10 protein-coding genes are annotated in these 14,647 nt (G+C 74.8%); 6 read left to right on the top strand and 4 right to left on the bottom strand.

What is annotated here, in order from left to right:
* Positions 1-30: 30 nt before the first annotated feature.
* Positions 31-867: an inositol monophosphatase family protein gene (locus tag ACWFR1_RS01055; protein WP_453545097.1), complete on the bottom strand. Its 837-nt coding sequence runs from the start codon at positions 865-867 to the stop codon at positions 31-33.
* A 121-nt stretch (positions 868-988) separates the two neighbouring features.
* Between ACWFR1_RS01055 and ACWFR1_RS01050 the strand changes: the two genes are divergently transcribed.
* The 6 genes from ACWFR1_RS01050 to fxsT all read left to right on the top strand — a co-directional run bounded on the left by ACWFR1_RS01050 (position 989) and on the right by fxsT (position 11,842).
* Positions 989-2,062, top strand: a complete 1,074-nt coding sequence (locus ACWFR1_RS01050) for a lipoate--protein ligase family protein (RefSeq protein ID WP_453545095.1) — start codon at positions 989-991, stop codon at positions 2,060-2,062.
* 212 nt (positions 2,063-2,274) lie between these two features.
* Positions 2,275-3,087 carry a serine protease gene (locus tag ACWFR1_RS01045; RefSeq protein ID WP_453545093.1) on the top strand — a complete coding sequence of 271 codons (813 nt, stop codon included), beginning with the start codon at positions 2,275-2,277 and terminating at the stop codon, positions 3,085-3,087.
* A gap of 274 nt (positions 3,088-3,361) precedes the next feature.
* On the top strand, positions 3,362-4,384 hold the full coding sequence (locus tag ACWFR1_RS01040; RefSeq protein WP_453545091.1) for an effector-associated domain 2-containing protein: 1,023 nt from the start codon (positions 3,362-3,364) through the stop codon (positions 4,382-4,384).
* Positions 4,381-5,913: a VMAP-C domain-containing protein gene (locus ACWFR1_RS01035; RefSeq protein WP_453545089.1), complete on the top strand. Its 1,533-nt coding sequence runs from the start codon at positions 4,381-4,383 to the stop codon at positions 5,911-5,913. Before ACWFR1_RS01040 ends, ACWFR1_RS01035 begins: the two co-directional genes overlap by 4 nt.
* Positions 5,910-7,037 (top strand): AAA family ATPase, encoded by a 1,128-nt coding sequence (locus ACWFR1_RS01030; protein ID WP_453545087.1) that lies wholly within the window; start codon positions 5,910-5,912, stop codon positions 7,035-7,037. Before ACWFR1_RS01035 ends, ACWFR1_RS01030 begins: the two co-directional genes overlap by 4 nt.
* Complete coding sequence (fxsT, locus tag ACWFR1_RS01025; protein ID WP_453545085.1) at positions 7,034-11,842, top strand: FxSxx-COOH system tetratricopeptide repeat protein; 4,809 nt, start codon at positions 7,034-7,036, stop codon at positions 11,840-11,842. The genes ACWFR1_RS01030 and fxsT overlap by 4 nt, the downstream gene beginning before the upstream one ends.
* A 33-nt stretch (positions 11,843-11,875) precedes the next feature.
* Here the strand turns inward: fxsT and ACWFR1_RS01020 are convergent, their stop codons facing one another.
* The 3 genes from ACWFR1_RS01020 to fxsA form a co-directional block, all read right to left on the bottom strand.
* On the bottom strand, positions 11,876-13,129 hold the full coding sequence (locus ACWFR1_RS01020) for an aKG-HExxH-type peptide beta-hydroxylase (protein ID WP_453545083.1): 1,254 nt from the start codon (positions 13,127-13,129) through the stop codon (positions 11,876-11,878).
* Positions 13,126-14,388, bottom strand: coding sequence for an FxsB family cyclophane-forming radical SAM/SPASM peptide maturase (locus ACWFR1_RS01015; RefSeq protein ID WP_453545081.1), 1,263 nt, complete (start codon positions 14,386-14,388; stop codon positions 13,126-13,128). The genes ACWFR1_RS01020 and ACWFR1_RS01015 overlap by 4 nt, the downstream gene beginning before the upstream one ends.
* A partial coding sequence (gene fxsA, locus ACWFR1_RS01010; protein WP_453545079.1) for an FxSxx-COOH cyclophane-containing RiPP peptide occupies positions 14,385-14,647 on the bottom strand: 263 nt, incomplete at its 5' end. The genes fxsA and ACWFR1_RS01015, both read right to left, overlap by 4 nt.

Genomic DNA, 14,647 nt, shown 5'->3' with positions numbered 1-14,647 from the left:
CTTCAGGATAGGCCGGTCGCCGCCGGTGCCTCACGCACCCCTGAGGAGCGTCCTGATCCGTTCCGCGGTGGCCGCGTCCCGGGCCGCCGTGAACGGCAGCGCGTTCCCGCCGGTGATGCGGAACGGCTCCCCGGCGATCGTCGTCTGCGCGCCGCCCGCCTCGGCGACGAGGAGCAGTCCGGCCGCGTGGTCCCAGGCGTACTCCCACGAGAAGGCGGTTCCGGCGAGGTCGCCGCGGGCCACGGAGAGGTACTCGAGACCGGCCGATCCGCACGGGCGCGGGGCGATCCCCTCCACCCGCAGGCCGTCCAGGGCGCGCTTCTGGTCCGGGGTGGTGTAGTCGGGGTGGGAGGTGGCGACCTCCAGGACCGCGCCGGGCGCCGGCGAACCGGAGCGTATCGGCTGTCCGTTGAGCGTGGCGCCGCGGCCGCGCACCGCGACGGCCATCTCCTCGAGGGCCGGGGCGAAGGTCCAGGAGGCGAGGAGCTCGCCGCGGACGGCGAGGGCGACGAGGGTGCAGAAGGCGGGGTCGCCGTGGACGAACTGGCGGGTGCCGTCGACGGGGTCGACGATCCAGACGGGGGCGTCGCCGCGGAGCGCGTCGTACACGGCGGGGTCGGCGTGGACGGCCTCCTCGCCGACGACGACCGAGCCGGGCAGCAGCGCGGTCAGCGAGGCGGTGAGGTGGGCCTCGGCGGCGCGGTCGGCGACGGTGACCAGGTCGTGCGGGCCGTTCTTCTCCACGATCTCGTGCGCGGCGAGCTGCCGGAAGCGCGGCATGATCTCGGCGGCGGCCGCCTTGCGGACCGCCTCCTCCACCTCGGTCGTACGGCCGCCGAGGACGTGCTCAAGGAACTCTTCGATCATGCCTCCAGCTAAGCACGGGGCGCTGACAACCGGAATGCCGCACTTGTCACCCGCCGTTTCCCCCAGGAGTACCCTTTGGTCCCCTTGGTCGATTTCACCCCATACCTACAGGGAGGGTTCCGTGCACGGCGCGTTCCACGGCGAGTACAAGGTTCCCGGCGGCAAGCTGGTGGTCGTCGACCTCGACACCGAGGACGGCGTCCTGCGCCGCGTCCGGGTCGCGGGCGACTTCTTCCTGGAGCCCGACGAGGCGATCCTGGCGATCGACCGGGCCCTGGAGGGCGCGCCGGTCGACACGGACGCGGCGGGGCTCGCGGCGCGGATCGACGCGGCCCTCCCGCCGGGCACGCAGATGTTCGGGCTGACCGCCGAGGGCGTCGGAGTGGCGGTCCGCCGGGCCCTCGCGCACGCCACGGACTGGACCGACTACGACTGGCAGCTCATCCACGAGCCGCCGCAGTCCCCCGCCCTGCACATGGCCCTCGACGAGGTCCTGACGGCCGAGGTGGCGGCCAGGCGCCGCCCGCCGACGCTGCGCGTCTGGGAGTGGGGCGCGCCCGCGGTGGTGATCGGCAGCTTCCAGTCCCTGCGCAACGAGGTCGATCCGGCGGCCGCGGACCGGCACGGCATCCAGGTGGTGCGCCGGATCAGCGGCGGCGGGGCGATGTTCATCGAGCCGGGCAACACGATCACGTACTCGCTCTCCGTGCCCGACGCGCTCGTGCAGGGGCTGTCCTTCGCCGACAGTTACGCCTATCTCGACGACTGGGTGCTCGGCGCGCTCGGCGACATGGGGATCAAGGCCTGGTACCAGCCGCTGAACGACATCGCGACGGACGCCGGGAAGATCGCGGGCGCGGCGCAGAAGCGGTTGGTCGGGGGTTCGGGCGGCGGCGCGGTCCTGCACCACGTGACGATGGCGTACGACATCGACGCGGACCGGATGACGGAGGTGCTGCGGATCGGCCGCGAGAAGCTCTCCGACAAGGGCACGAAGAGCGCGAAGAAGCGGGTGGACCCGCTGCGGCGGCAGACGGGGCTGCCGCGCGAGGCGGTGATCGGGCGGATGATCGACTCCTTCCGCGGCCGGTACGGCCTGGCGGAGGGCAGCCTCACGGAGGACGAGCTGACCCGGGCGAAGGAGCTGGCGGAGACGAAGTTCGGCACGGCGGAGTGGACGGCCCGGGTGCCGTAGGGCCCGCCCCCGTCACCCCGGACCGGGCTGTCCGGGCTGTGCTGTTCGTGCTCACCGACGTGGGCCGGTGACCGCGTCCCGTCTTGATCGTTGAAGTCCGGACGGGCCGGAACAGGCCGTGGTGACGAGCAGAGGAAACGTCTCCGCATGCCACCGCCGGCTCCGGGAAACGCCGCCGACAGTTCGGAGATCTCGTGGGACGGACGCAACGGATGCGCAGGCTCAGGCCGCTCGTGGCCGCGGTCACGGGGGCGGTGCTGGCCGTGGGCCCGTTCGGGCCCGCCCCGGCGGCGCACGCCATCGTCGGTGGGCAGGAGGCGACGCCGCATCAGTACCCGTTCATGGCGGGGCTCGTGGACCTCGCCGAGCAGCGGGTGATGTGCGGCGGGGCGCTCGTCACCGACCGGTACGTGCTCACCGCCGCCCACTGTCTGACCGGCACCTACAGCAGCCCCGCCCGGGTGGGCGTCCTCCTCGGCGACCACGACCTGACGACCGGGGACGACAGCCCGTACACCGTCCTGGCGACGCCGGAGCGGTTCGTCGTGCATCCCGACTACGACCCGGAGACCCAGCGGAACGACATCGCGCTCGTCCGGCTGGCCGAACCGGTCGTGTACAACCGCGGCGTGGGTCCGGTCCGGCTGCCCGCCCCGTACTCCTACGGCACCTTCGACCACACGCAGGTCGAGGTCCCCGGCTGGGGCGCCACGTCGTTCGGCGGCCGGACCTCCGACGTCCTGCGGACCGTGGTCCTCGGCACGATGAGCAACCCGACGTGCGTCGACCGGGGCATGTCCCTCGTCGCCTCGCCCCAGATCTGCACCTACTCCCCCGGGCGGGACACCTGTCTGTACGACTCCGGCGGCCCCCTGGTCCGCAGGGTCGGCCGGAAGCCGTACCTGGTCGGCCTGGTCTCCTACGGGAAGGGGTGCGCCACCGACACCCCTGCCGTGAACACCCGTGTCTGGTCCTATCTCAGCTGGATCGGGCGGATGACGGGGAAGCGCCCCGCCGCCTCATGAGGGCGGCGCGCAAGGCCCGGACGGCGACATTCGGCCACACCCCTCGGCCGTCGCTCGTAATCGACGACTTGTCATGACGCCGTCCGGGTATTGCTGCTTAGCATGGCGGTAACACGCGCTCCTCCAGCACCTGGATCACCGCCGTGCCCGGGCCCTGCGGACCGGGCGGACCGGGCGGACCCGTCGGACCGGGCGTGTGGCGGAGGCTCGCGGAGTGGGGAACGGGGGCACAGGGGTGGGACATTCGCTCGCGGATTCATGGCGCGTCCGGGTCTTGGACGCGCGGGGCACACCGGTCGGCGCCGGAGTGCTCGTGGCCGGTGGCCGGGTCGTCACCTGCGCGCACGTCGTGGAAGGGGCGCTCGGCCCCGACGACGGGGATCCGCGGGAGGCGGAGCTCAGGGTGGACTTCCCCGGCACCCTCGTGCCCGGCGCGGCGCCGGTGCGCGCCGGGGTCGCGCCCCGGGGATGGGCACCGCCGGACGAGGAGCGGGCCGACATCGCGGTGCTCGACCTGCGCGAGGACGCCCCCGCCGACTGCGGGCCCGCCCGGCTGCGGCCGTGCGGCCCCGCCCGCGACCGGATCGTCCGCGCCTTCGGGCAGGGGATCGGCACTCCCGCCGGGTTGTGGGTGCGCACACGGCTGATGGGATCCGGCGGACTGAGCCCCGAGTGGATGCAGTTGGAGGCCGTCGGCGAGGCCGGGGACCGGCTGCGGCAGGGTTACAGCGGGGCCGGGGTCGTCGACGGCTCCGGGGACGTGCTCGGCCTGGTGGTCGCGGAGGACGACCGCGCGGAGCGCCGTACCGGCTGGATGGTCCCGGTCGAGATCGCCGTACGGTACTGCCCCGATCTGGCGGACGCGGTGACCGCCTCCCCCGCCGGGGACCGCGCCCCCGACCCGTACGACACGGACCGCCGCCCCGCCGCGTACGACGCCTTCCGCTCCCCCGGCTCCGACGCGTCGGACGACGTCCTTCCGCCGCCGTGGCCGACGGGCGCCGAGCGGGATCTCGCCCGGGTCCTCGTGAAGGTACGCAGCTTCGCCGATCCGCACCGCCGTGAGCGGGTGCTCCGGGACACCGGGGACGACATCGCCTTCCACGTCGAGCGGACCGGCGTTCTGATCAGCGACGCGCGCGCGGTGCTCGGGCTCTGCCTGGAGTACGAGGACGGCATCGAGCGGTTCGCGGCGGCGCTGCGCTGGTACGAGTCGGGCTCGCTGCCGATGCGGGCGTTCGACCGCGAGGTCGCCCGGCTGCGCGCGCGGGGGCCCGGCGGTGGGGCCGCCCGATGAGCGGCTCCCACGATCCGTACTGGCGGCTGGCCCATGAGATGGTCCGGCTCCAGCGTTCGCTCGCGGACACCTCGTCGGCCCGCTCGGCGGCGCTCCGCCGGGTCGCGGCGGAGTGCGGGGCGGAACCCCGCGCGCCCGAGGGCGTCACCGTCGAGGCGCTCGCCCAGGAGCTGGCCTACTGCGCGGACCATCCGGGCGGTCTCGCCGTCTATCTGGAGGAGTTCTCCCGCGGCCACCGGAAGACGGCCAGCTGGCGGGAGGTGGAGCGGCTGCACCGGCGGCTCTTCCCCTCGGACCTCCTGGAGCCTTACCACCGCCGGGCGTTGTGCGAGCTCCTGGAGTCCTGCGAGCAGGCGCCCCGGCTGCGTTCCCTCGCCCTGCGCGTCCTGCACGAGTCCGGCGCCGGTCCGACCTCGCCCGAGGACTGGGGGCCCGACCGGGGCCACGACGACCGGCGCGGCGAGGTCGCGGCCCTGCTGGCGGTCTTCGAGGACCTGCCGTACGGCTGGACGGACGAGCCGCACCCCCTCCTCGTCCTCGTCGAGACCGTCGCCGTCCTGGAGGACTCCCCCCTCCGGGCCCGGCTGCACGCCTGGAGCGGGCTGGTCGCCGCCCACCTGGGCTGTGGCAGCCCGCGGCAGCTGACCGCGCTGCGCGCCCAGGTGGCCGCCCGGGCGGGCCGGCCGCTCTCGCCGTACCGGCTCCTCGTGGAGATCACCGCGCGCACGCCCGTGCCCGACGTCTACACCGTGCGGAGCTGGGTGGTGTCGCCGGGGCCTGACGGGGCACGGCCGTACGGCGAGCCGGTGCGCCGGTCCTCGCGGGCCGCCATGGAGGAGGAGGTCGCGGGCCGCTACCTGTCCTGCGTGCAGGGGCTCGGGGAGCTGAGCGCGGGGATGGTGGTCGAGTTCCTGCTGCCGAGGCCGCTGCTGTGGCTGCCGGTGGACCAGATCATGGCCTGGCCGCCGGACTCGGTGGCCCGTCCGATCGGCGCCGACCACACGGTCCTGGTCCGCAGCCGGGACCGGTGGGCGAAGCCGCACTGGCGCCCGCGGCTCCACGCGCGGTCCGACGCCCTCGCCACCGCCCCGGAGACCGCCTTCGACTCGGCCGCCGTGCGCGTGGTGCCGTACGGAGAGCGGCTGCTGCCGGTCGAGCTGCTCCGGCAGCTGCGTCACGACCGCGAGCGGATGGGCTGGCTGTTCCTCGAACCTCCGCCGTACACCGGGGGTTTGGAGGGGGACGCGGTCAACGTGCTTCTGGAGATGGGGATTCCCGTGATCGTGGCGGTCCGCGAGGTGGGCGCCCACCCGGAAGCGGAACGGAAGACACGAAAGATCCTGGCCGGCAGGCTCATGGAACTGCCTGAGCGGGTAAGGATGGTGAGGGGGGAAGCGGGGCCGGACGCGGAGGCGTTCTCCGTTCTGGACCTGCATCGCCACATCAGCCTAGTGTGGGACGGTCGTGACGGACTGGAGGGGGCGGACGCCGCGCTGGGGCATCCGTCGACCGGGGGTGGCTTGCCATGAGCGGGACCGTGGACCGCGCGACGGACGGGACGATCGGGACGAGCGGCGATGCCGCGGGCGCCGGCGGGAGCGGAGGGTCCACCGGCCCCGACTGGTGGGTCTTCCGGGACACCGGTGAGCACCGCTCGCCGCGGGACGAGGCACTGCCGAAGCTGCCCCCGCCGCCGACCTGGCGCCGATTCCGGCCGGAGTCCGAGCGTGGTCCGCTGGCCGTCCCCGTGCCCGCCGACGGCCACGACACCCGGCGTCGGCTCGGCAGGCGGCGCAGCGGCACGCTGGACCCGAAGGTGCTGCACGTCGTCAACGCCGCGATCCATCTGCGCCGGCCGCTGCTCGTCACCGGCGCGCCCGGCACCGGGAAGTCCACCCTCGCCCACCAGATCGCCTCCGAGCTGGGTCTCGGCGGGGTCCTGTGGTGGCCGGTGGTCAGCCGCACCACGCTCCGCGACGGCCTGTACGACTACGACGCCATCGGCCGCGTCCAGGACGCCCCGCAGCCGGGGCGCCGCGCTCCCGCCGGGGACGCACCGCTGCCGGGCATCGGCCGCTACCTCACGCTCGGCCCGGTGGGGACCGCGCTGCTGCCGTGGCGGCGGCCACGGGTGCTCCTCGTCGACGAGCTGGACAAGAGCGACGTGGACCTGCCCAACGACCTGCTGCACATCTTCGAGGAGGGCGAGTACCGCGTCCCTGAGCTGGAGCGGCTCGCCCAGTCCCAGCGGCAGGTGGAGGTGGCCACCGCCGACCACGACCACCGCGTCACCGTGACGGCGGGCCGGGTGCGCTGCGCGGAGTTCCCCGTCGTGGTGATCACCAGCAACGGGGAGCGTGACTTTCCGCCCGCCTTCCGCCGCAGGTGCCTGGAGGTGCGGATGCCCGCGCCGGACGGGCAGCGGCTCGCCGCGATGGTCGCCTCCCACTTCGGCGGGGCCCTCGACGAGCGGACGCGGGAGCTGGTGCGGGAGTTCGTGGAGCGGCGGGGCGACACCGCCGACCTCGCCGTCGACCAGCTGCTCAACACGGTGCACATGCTCACCAACGGTGCCGCCGAAGCGGACAGCACCTCATGGCGACACCTGCGCGACGCCCTCTGGCGGAACCTCTCCTCGGACCTCTCACCATGACCGGACCCGCGGGCTCCGCGGGGCCGACGGCCCGCGAATGGGCGGAGGCGATCTGGCTCGCGGAGGTGATCGGCGAGGAGGAGGGGCCGCCGGGCCCCCACGGTGACACCGGGTACCCGGATACGGCCGCCGCCGCTCCCTCCGGCCCTTCCGGGCCCTCTGGCACGACGGATGACCCGGCCGGAACGGCGGGCGTCGGGACGGACATCGACCCGCGCATCGGTACGGACGCGGGAACGGGCACCGGCACCGGCACCGGCACCGGCACCGGAGCGGACTCGTCGAGCGATGCCGGCGGTACGGGCCGGCCCACGGAATCGGGGACGGGGACGGGGTCGGGCTCGGGCTCGGGCTCGGATCCTGCCACGGGCTCTGGCTCGGACACCGCCACGGACCCTGACACCGCCACGGTGAACGGCTCCGCCGGTCTCGGTGCGGGGGCCACCGGCCCGGTCGCCCCCGACGGCGGGACGCCCGCCCTTCCCCGGGTCTCCCACACGCTCTCCTCCGGTCGTGGTGCCGTCGCCGGGGAGGAGTTACCCGGTGCGCTCCGGAACCCCCGACTGCTGTCCCGGGCCCTGCGGCCGCTCAACCGCCGCCTGCCGGGCGGCGCCCGGCGCCGGGTGCTCGACGAGGAGGCGACGGCGGTACGGGCCGCCGAGACGGGCCACTGGGACCCGGTGCTCACCCGTCCGCCCGACCGCTGGTTCGAGGTGGCCCTCGTCGTGGAGCGCAGTGTGTCCATGGCGGTGTGGCAACCGGTGGCATACGCCTTCGCCGAACTACTGCGCACACAGGGCGCGTTCGCGGACGTAAGACTCTGGTCGCTGGACACGCGGGACGGCCGGCACGCGGTGCTGCGCTCGGCCGACCGGGGGCTGCGGCACAGCCCCGCGGAGCTGTTCCATCCTGACGGGCGCCGGATCGTCCTGCTGATGAGCGACTGCGTGGGCGACGCCTGGGCGTGCGGGGCCGTACCGCGGCTGCTGCACACCTGGGGCAGACGCGCGCCGCTCGCCGTGCTGCAGCCGCTTCCGACGCATCTGTGGGACCTCTGCGAGGGTGTGCCGAGGGAACTGCGGGTGCGCGCCGCCACGCCAGGACTGCCCAACTCCCGTCTGGAACTCCTGCGTCACGGCCGGTGGGAGCGGCCACGCGACAGCGACCCGGCGGATCCGCTGCCCGTCCCCGTGCCCGTACTGGAGCTGGAGCCCGACTGGTTCGCGGGCTGGGCGCGGATGGTGACCGGCGGCGCTCTGCCGTGGGCCGAGACGACCTCCCTGCTGGTGGACGAGAAGGGGCTCACGGCGCACTGTCTGCCGCCGTCCTCCTGGGAGGAGCGGCGCCGGCCGGTGCCTCCGGACCTGACGGTACGGCGGTTCCTGCAGCAGGCCTCGCCGGCGGCGCGGCGGCTCGCGGCCCGGCTCGCGATGGTGCCGCTGCGGCCCGAGGTGGTGGAGGCGGTGCGCCAGGGACCGACGGCGGTCGGCGGACCGCTGCCGTTCGCCGAGATCCTGCTGGGCGGACTGCTCGCGTCGCGCACCGGGGCCGGGCGGGGACGGACCGGCGAGGAGTACGCGTTCGAGTTCCTGGACGGGGTGCGCTCCAGGCTTCTGCGCGGGCTCGGCCGCACCGAACTGCTGCGCACGCTCCAGGAGACCTCCGCACTGGCCGGACGCGCGGTCGGGGCCCGGGCCGACCTGTTGAGCACCGTGATCGGCAGCCGGGAGGAGCCCGACGCGGACACCCTCACCGATCTGGACCGCGAGCTCCTCGACGCCGCGGGGCCCGCGCTCAGGGCACTCGGTCCGTCCTACCGTGCGGTGTGGAACCCGGTTCGGGGGACGACGCCGTTCGGTCCGGTCACCACCGGGGAAGGGGGGACGCGGGAGGAGGGCACGGCTGGGGTTCCGACTGGCGGCGATCCGGCGTTCGACGCGTCACGCGCCGGCCGGCCGGCGGACGCCCCCCAGGCCGGAAACCCCGGAAACAAGGCCGGAGCCGGGGTGAAAGCCGTAGCCGAAGCCGGGGCCGGGGTGGAAGCCATGGCCGGAGCCGGGGTAGAAGCCATGGCCGGAGCCGGAGCGGAAGCCGAAGCCGAAGCCGAAGCCGAAGCCGAAGCCGACCAGGACAACGACGACACAGCGCCCCCGAACGAAAAGGACACCACCAGCATGGAACCCCCATCGGCGGGCGGCACCGCACCGGATTCCACGCCCCTCGTCAGCGGCCCCGGCACCGAGCCCGGCGGTACCGCCACCACCATCGGCTCCGGTGGAGGACCGGCCTCCCCGGGCCAGTCGCCCTCCGGCCAGTCCCGCTCACCCCGATCCGTCCCCCTGCCCAACCCGCACTTCGCCGGACGCGAAGCCGAACTGAACGAGCTGCACCGGCAGTTGTGGTCGAGCACCAGGGCTGCCGTCCTGCCGCACGCGCTGCACGGCCTCGGGGGCGTCGGCAAGACACAGCTCGCACTGAAGTACGTCCAGCTGCACCGGCACGAGTACGACCGGGTGTGGTGGATCGACGCCGAGCAGCCCGCCGTGATCCGGGCCCAACTGACCATGCTGGCACCGGAGCTGGGCCTGGTGCCGGACCCGCAGAGCGACACGGTGGCACGCGTGCTGGCCGCGCTGGCCTCGGGCGCGCCGCACAGCCGCTGGCTGCTGGTGTTCGACAACGCGGGACAGCCCAACGAGGTCATCCCGTACCTGCCGTCGCTGATCGGCGACTCCGAGGGGACCGGGCGCATCCTCGTCACCTCGCGCCACGCCGGCTGGTCGGACCGGGTCCTCGCGACCAGGGTGGACGTGTTCACCCGCGCCGAGAGCCGGGACTTCCTGCGGGCGCGCGCGCCCTGGGCGAGTCCGGAGCAGGCGGACCAACTGGCCGATCTCCTCGGCGATCTGCCGCTCGCCCTGGAGCAGTGCGCGGCGCTCCAGCGCCAGACCGGCATCGCGGTTCCCGACTTCCTGGCGATGATCGAGCAGCGCCGGGCCGAGGTGCTGGCCGAGGGCGTCGACTCGATCACCCTGCCGGTGGCGGTGGTGTGGCGGGCTTCCATGGACTCCCTGTCCGCCAGGACGCCGGGCGCGCTCGAACTCCTGCGCCTGCTGGCCTTTTTCGGGCCCGAGCCGGTCGCGCAGGCCTTCCTGCACGACGCCAGGATGCTGCCGTTGCCCCCGGCGCTCATGCGGCTGGCCCGCGACCCGCTGGCCCGGGGGCGTACCATCCGGGCGATCAACCAGTTCTCGCTGCTCACCGTCGACAACGTGGCGGGGACGGTGCAGATGCACCGACTGGTACGGGCGGTGCTGCAGGACGAGTTGTCGGAGCAGGAACAGAGCGACATGCGGCACCTGGTGCACCAGGTCATCGCCGCGCACGACCCGGGCGACACCCAGCGGCCCGAGCACTGGCGGAACTACGCCGACATCCTGCCGCACCTGGAGCCGACCGGGCTGCCGCACTGCGAGGACCGGCACATCCGGGACACCGCGATCCATCTGATCTCCTATCTGCTGGCGCGGGGCGTGCTGCGCGGGGCGGCGCAGCTGGGCGAGCGGATCAGCACGGACTGGCGGTCGTTCCTGGGTGCGGACGACCTCCAGACGCTGTGGGCGACGCGCTACCGGGCCAGCGCGCACTGGCAGTTGGCGGAGTTCGCCACCTCGCGGCCGCTGAGCGAGGAGGTGCTGCGGCGGCTGCGGGAGACGGTGGGCGACGACCACGAGTACACGCTCACCGCCGCCGGCGCGCTCGCCGCCGACCTGCGGACGGCGGGCCGGTTCGCGGACGCCCTGGGGCTCGACGAGGACGCGTACCGGCGCAGTGTGAACGTGTACGGGGCGGAGGATCCGTTCACACTGCGGGCCGGCCACAACTACGGGGTGAGCCTCCGCGTCAACGGGCGCTACGGCGAGGCGCTCGACCTCGACCGGCGCGTCCACCGCGACCGCCGCACGGTCCTCGGCTCCACCGCGCACTCCACGCTCTTCTCCGTCAACAACGTGGCCCGTGACCTGCGCGAGTGCGGCGAGTACGCGGCCGCCCTCGAACTCCAGGAGCAGACGCTCGCCCAGTACCGCGCGCAGTACGGCGACCGGCATCCGCACACCATGCGGGCGATCAAGAACATGTCGGTGACCTGCCGCAAGGCCGGCCGGTTCGAGCGGGCGCGGAGGCTCGCCGAGGAGGCGCTCGACCTGTATCTGACCCTCTTCGGGCCGCAGCACATCGACTCGCTCGCCGCGTTCGCCAACCTCGCCAACGACCTGCGCCTGACGGGCGACCCGGAGGCCGCCGAACGGCAGGGCGCGCAGGCTCTTGAGCGGTACCGGGCGGCGCTCGGCGCCGAGCATCCGCTGACGTACGTGGCGGCCGTCAACCACGGGGCGGCACTGCGCGCGGTCGGCAAGTACCCGCAGGGGCTCCGGCTCGACCAGGCGACCGCCCCCGGGCTCGAACGGGCGCTGTACGAGACGCATCCGTGGCCGCTGCTCGCGCACGTCAACCTGGCGACGGGGCTGGCCAGGACGGGCGACCACGAGGCGGCGCGCGACCTGGGCGAGCGGTGCGCCCGGACCCTGGAGGAGCGGTACGGGGACCGGCATCCGGCGACGCTGGCCGCGCTGTGCAACCTGTCGTTCGACCTCGTGTCCTGCGGGGAGGCGGAGCGGGGCACGGAGCTGCTGGCCTCGGTGGTGCGCCGCTACCACGACACGCTGGGACCGGATCACTGGGAGACGCTGTCGGCGGAGGCGGGGCGGCGGGCGGAGTGCGACATCGAGCCGCCCCCGCTGTGAAGCCCGGTCGCCCGTGCCCGTGAAGCGGCCGCCTCACGGGAGCGGGCACCGGTCCCCCTCCGTCCAGGAGGCGAGCACGCCTCGCAGGGCCCCGAGCAGCCGCCGGCCGTCCTCCGTCGTCCAGTCGTCATGGGCGGTGAGGGCGGCGAGGGCGGCTGCGGCGGTGCGCCGCCAGTGCTCGTACGGCCGCTGTGCGGCGGGGTTGCCGAGCCGCAGTTCGGTGCGCCAGAAGCCCGCTGTGACGAGGAAGGCGGAGCCGCCGTGGAGCAGTGCGGCGGGAGGCCGCGGCCGGTCGCTCCAGGGGGCGTCGGCCCGGGCTCCGGGCGGGGAGTCGAGGAGTTCGACGAGGTCCGTCGCGGCGTAGAGCAGGGAGTGCTGGGTCTCGTGGACGAGGTCGGCGGCGAGTTCGACCGGGTCGTCGACCGGGGAGAGCGCGGCCAGTCCGGCCGCGTCGGCGAACGAGGCGCTGCGCCAGCCGGTTCCGTCCTCCTTCGTGAGCGGCACGACCACACGCAGCACCTCGGCGACCGTCTCGGCCCGCCCGAGGTGGCGCTGCGTCAACACCCGCCAGGCTCCGTTGAGTCGGCGGGACCAGCCCGCGTGCTCGGCGGGCGACAGGAGACGGGGAGGCAGGGCGAGCGGGCCGCCGAGCCGCAACGGGTCGAGGCTGTCGAGCCGTACGGCGACCCGCTCACCGAGCCGTATCCGCGGTACGGGGAACCAGCCCTCTCCGCCGCCGGCGCCGTGGATCGCCACGGGCCGCTCCCCGTCGGCCCGTACGGCCGCGGCGCCGCTCCCGTCGTACAGGACGGTGGCGGTACGGGGGCCGGGCTCCGGGAAGAGGACGGCGCCGAGTCCGGGCAGGACCAGCGCCGTGCCGTCCGCGATCGGCACCCGGATCCGGAAGGGGAGTCCGGCGCGGAGGGCCGCCGCGGCGGCGAACCGGGCGAGCCCGGCGGCGGGTTCGCCGTCGGCGTCGTGCGCGGCTCCGCCCTCGGGGGTCTGGGGGCGGGCGTGGCGCCCGAGCCAGGTGCCGGCCTCCGGGCCGCCGAGCACGTCGGCGAAGACCTCCGGCCGGGCGAGGCGGACCTCGGCGAGCAGGGCCACGGCCGCCGCCCAGCGCGGATCGGCCCGGTGACGCCGGTGGGCGACGCGGAGCAGCAGGAGGTTGCGGTTGCGGCGGGCGGTGCGCAGGGCGGCGAGGACGGCCGGACCTGGGACACCGGCCGCCAGTGGCCCCCAGAGGTCCTGCCGGGCGGCGTGCGCGGTCGCGGGGCGGACGCTCACCGGTCGCACCCCGCACCGCGGTCGCACCCCGCACCCCGGTCGCGCCCCGCACCCCGGTCGCCGGGAGTGCGGGCGGCCCCCGCTCCCTGGCCCCCGGCGGCCGGCAGGCCGGCGGCGACGGCCTTCGCCACGTGCCCGATGAAGCGGACGAGGTCGGGGCAGTACACGGACGGGTTGTCGTGGCCCGCACCGCCGGATCCCTCGCGGTAGCGGTGCGGATAGTGCCCGCCGCCGCACACGGCGACCAGCGGGCAGGCCCGGCAGCGGGCGCAGAGGCTCGCCCGGCCGGCCTGGCGGGCCGTGACGCCCGGGTGGCGGAGCAGCGCGTCGAACGGGTCGCGGTGCACGCTGAGCCCCGTCCGGTCGGCCCCGTCGTACGTCGTCTTGAGGTGGTCGGAAAGGGTCAGCGAGCCGTCGGTGTCGATCACGGCGAGCCGGCTCGGGGCCCCGCCGATCGCCTCGCTGCCGGAGTCGCCGCCGAGGAGCAGGTCGAGCACCGACTCGAAGAGGGTGACGCGTGGCGCCTGGCCCGCGCTCGCGTACCAGCGGTCGAAGACGGGGACGAGCCAGTCGGCGTACGGGGTGCGGGTGGGATCGGGGACGCGGCCGGGCGGGGGGACGGTCCAGTTGCCGAGCGGCAGGATGAGGGTGACGGCGGGCGGATCGTACGAGAGCAGGTGGTCGTACGTGGCGAGCGGGTCGGTCGACGGATCGACCGTGGTGAGCAGTCCGGCCCAGAGCGGCCGGTGTTCGGGGCGGCCGAGGAGGCGCAGCGCGCCGGCCACCCGGGCGTGGCTGCCCCGGCCGGCCGGGTCGCGACGGTGCCGGTCGTGGACGGCGGGCGGGCCGTCGAGACTGACCCCGATCCGGATGTCCTCGGCGTGGCAGAGCCTCAGGAGCGTCTCGTCGAGGAGGGTCCCGTTGGTCTGGAGGGCCACCTCGGCACGGGTGGCGGCGGGCAGCGCTGCCCGGAGTCCGCGGACGAACCGGGCGAGGAACTCCGCGCCGGCGAGCAGGGGTTCGCCGCCGTGCAGAATGACCCGAACGGAGGGGAGGGCATGCGCGCGGGCATGCTCGGCGATCCGCCGGACGATGCGCCCGGCCGTCGCCGGGGCCATGCCGACCGGCTGGACGCGCCAGCCCCGGTCCGCGCTCTCGTACACGTAGCAGTAGCGGCAGGCGAGGTTGCAGCGGCTGTGCACCTTGACCAGGAACTCCCGGAACGGGAGCGGCGGTCGGGGGCGGTCGGGCACGCTCACGCCGGCGGGGCGTCGGTGGGTACGGCGGACGAGTCGTACGCGGCGAGCGGCGCTTCCTCGGCCGTCAGCCGGTCGAGGACGCGCCGGGCGGCGCGCGCGAGCACGGGATTCGGCGCGTCGAGAAGCTCCTCCAGCGAAAGCCCGGCGAGGTCGGGGAGCACCGCGAGGTCGGGGAGCACCGCGAGGTCGGGGAGCACCGCGAGGTCGGGGAGCACCGCGAGGTCGGGGAGCACCGCGAGGTCGGGGAGCACCGCGAGGT

The sequence above is a fragment of the Streptomyces sp. NPDC055103 genome, assembly GCF_053607625.1.
Note: the sequence above shows the minus strand (reverse complement) of the source record. Positions and strands in the feature narration are given on the sequence as shown.

Coding starts and splice junctions, on each gene's coding strand:
- ACWFR1_RS01030 (WP_453545087.1), top strand. CDS start 5,910: ATGAGCGGGACCGTGGACCGCGCGACGGACGGGACGATCGGGACGAGC.
- ACWFR1_RS01035 (WP_453545089.1), top strand. CDS start 4,381: ATGAGCGGCTCCCACGATCCGTACTGGCGGCTGGCCCATGAGATGGTC.
- fxsT (WP_453545085.1), top strand. CDS start 7,034: ATGACCGGACCCGCGGGCTCCGCGGGGCCGACGGCCCGCGAATGGGCG.
- ACWFR1_RS01045 (WP_453545093.1), top strand. CDS start 2,275: ATGCGCAGGCTCAGGCCGCTCGTGGCCGCGGTCACGGGGGCGGTGCTG.
- ACWFR1_RS01055 (WP_453545097.1), bottom strand. CDS start 867: ATGATCGAAGAGTTCCTTGAGCACGTCCTCGGCGGCCGTACGACCGAG.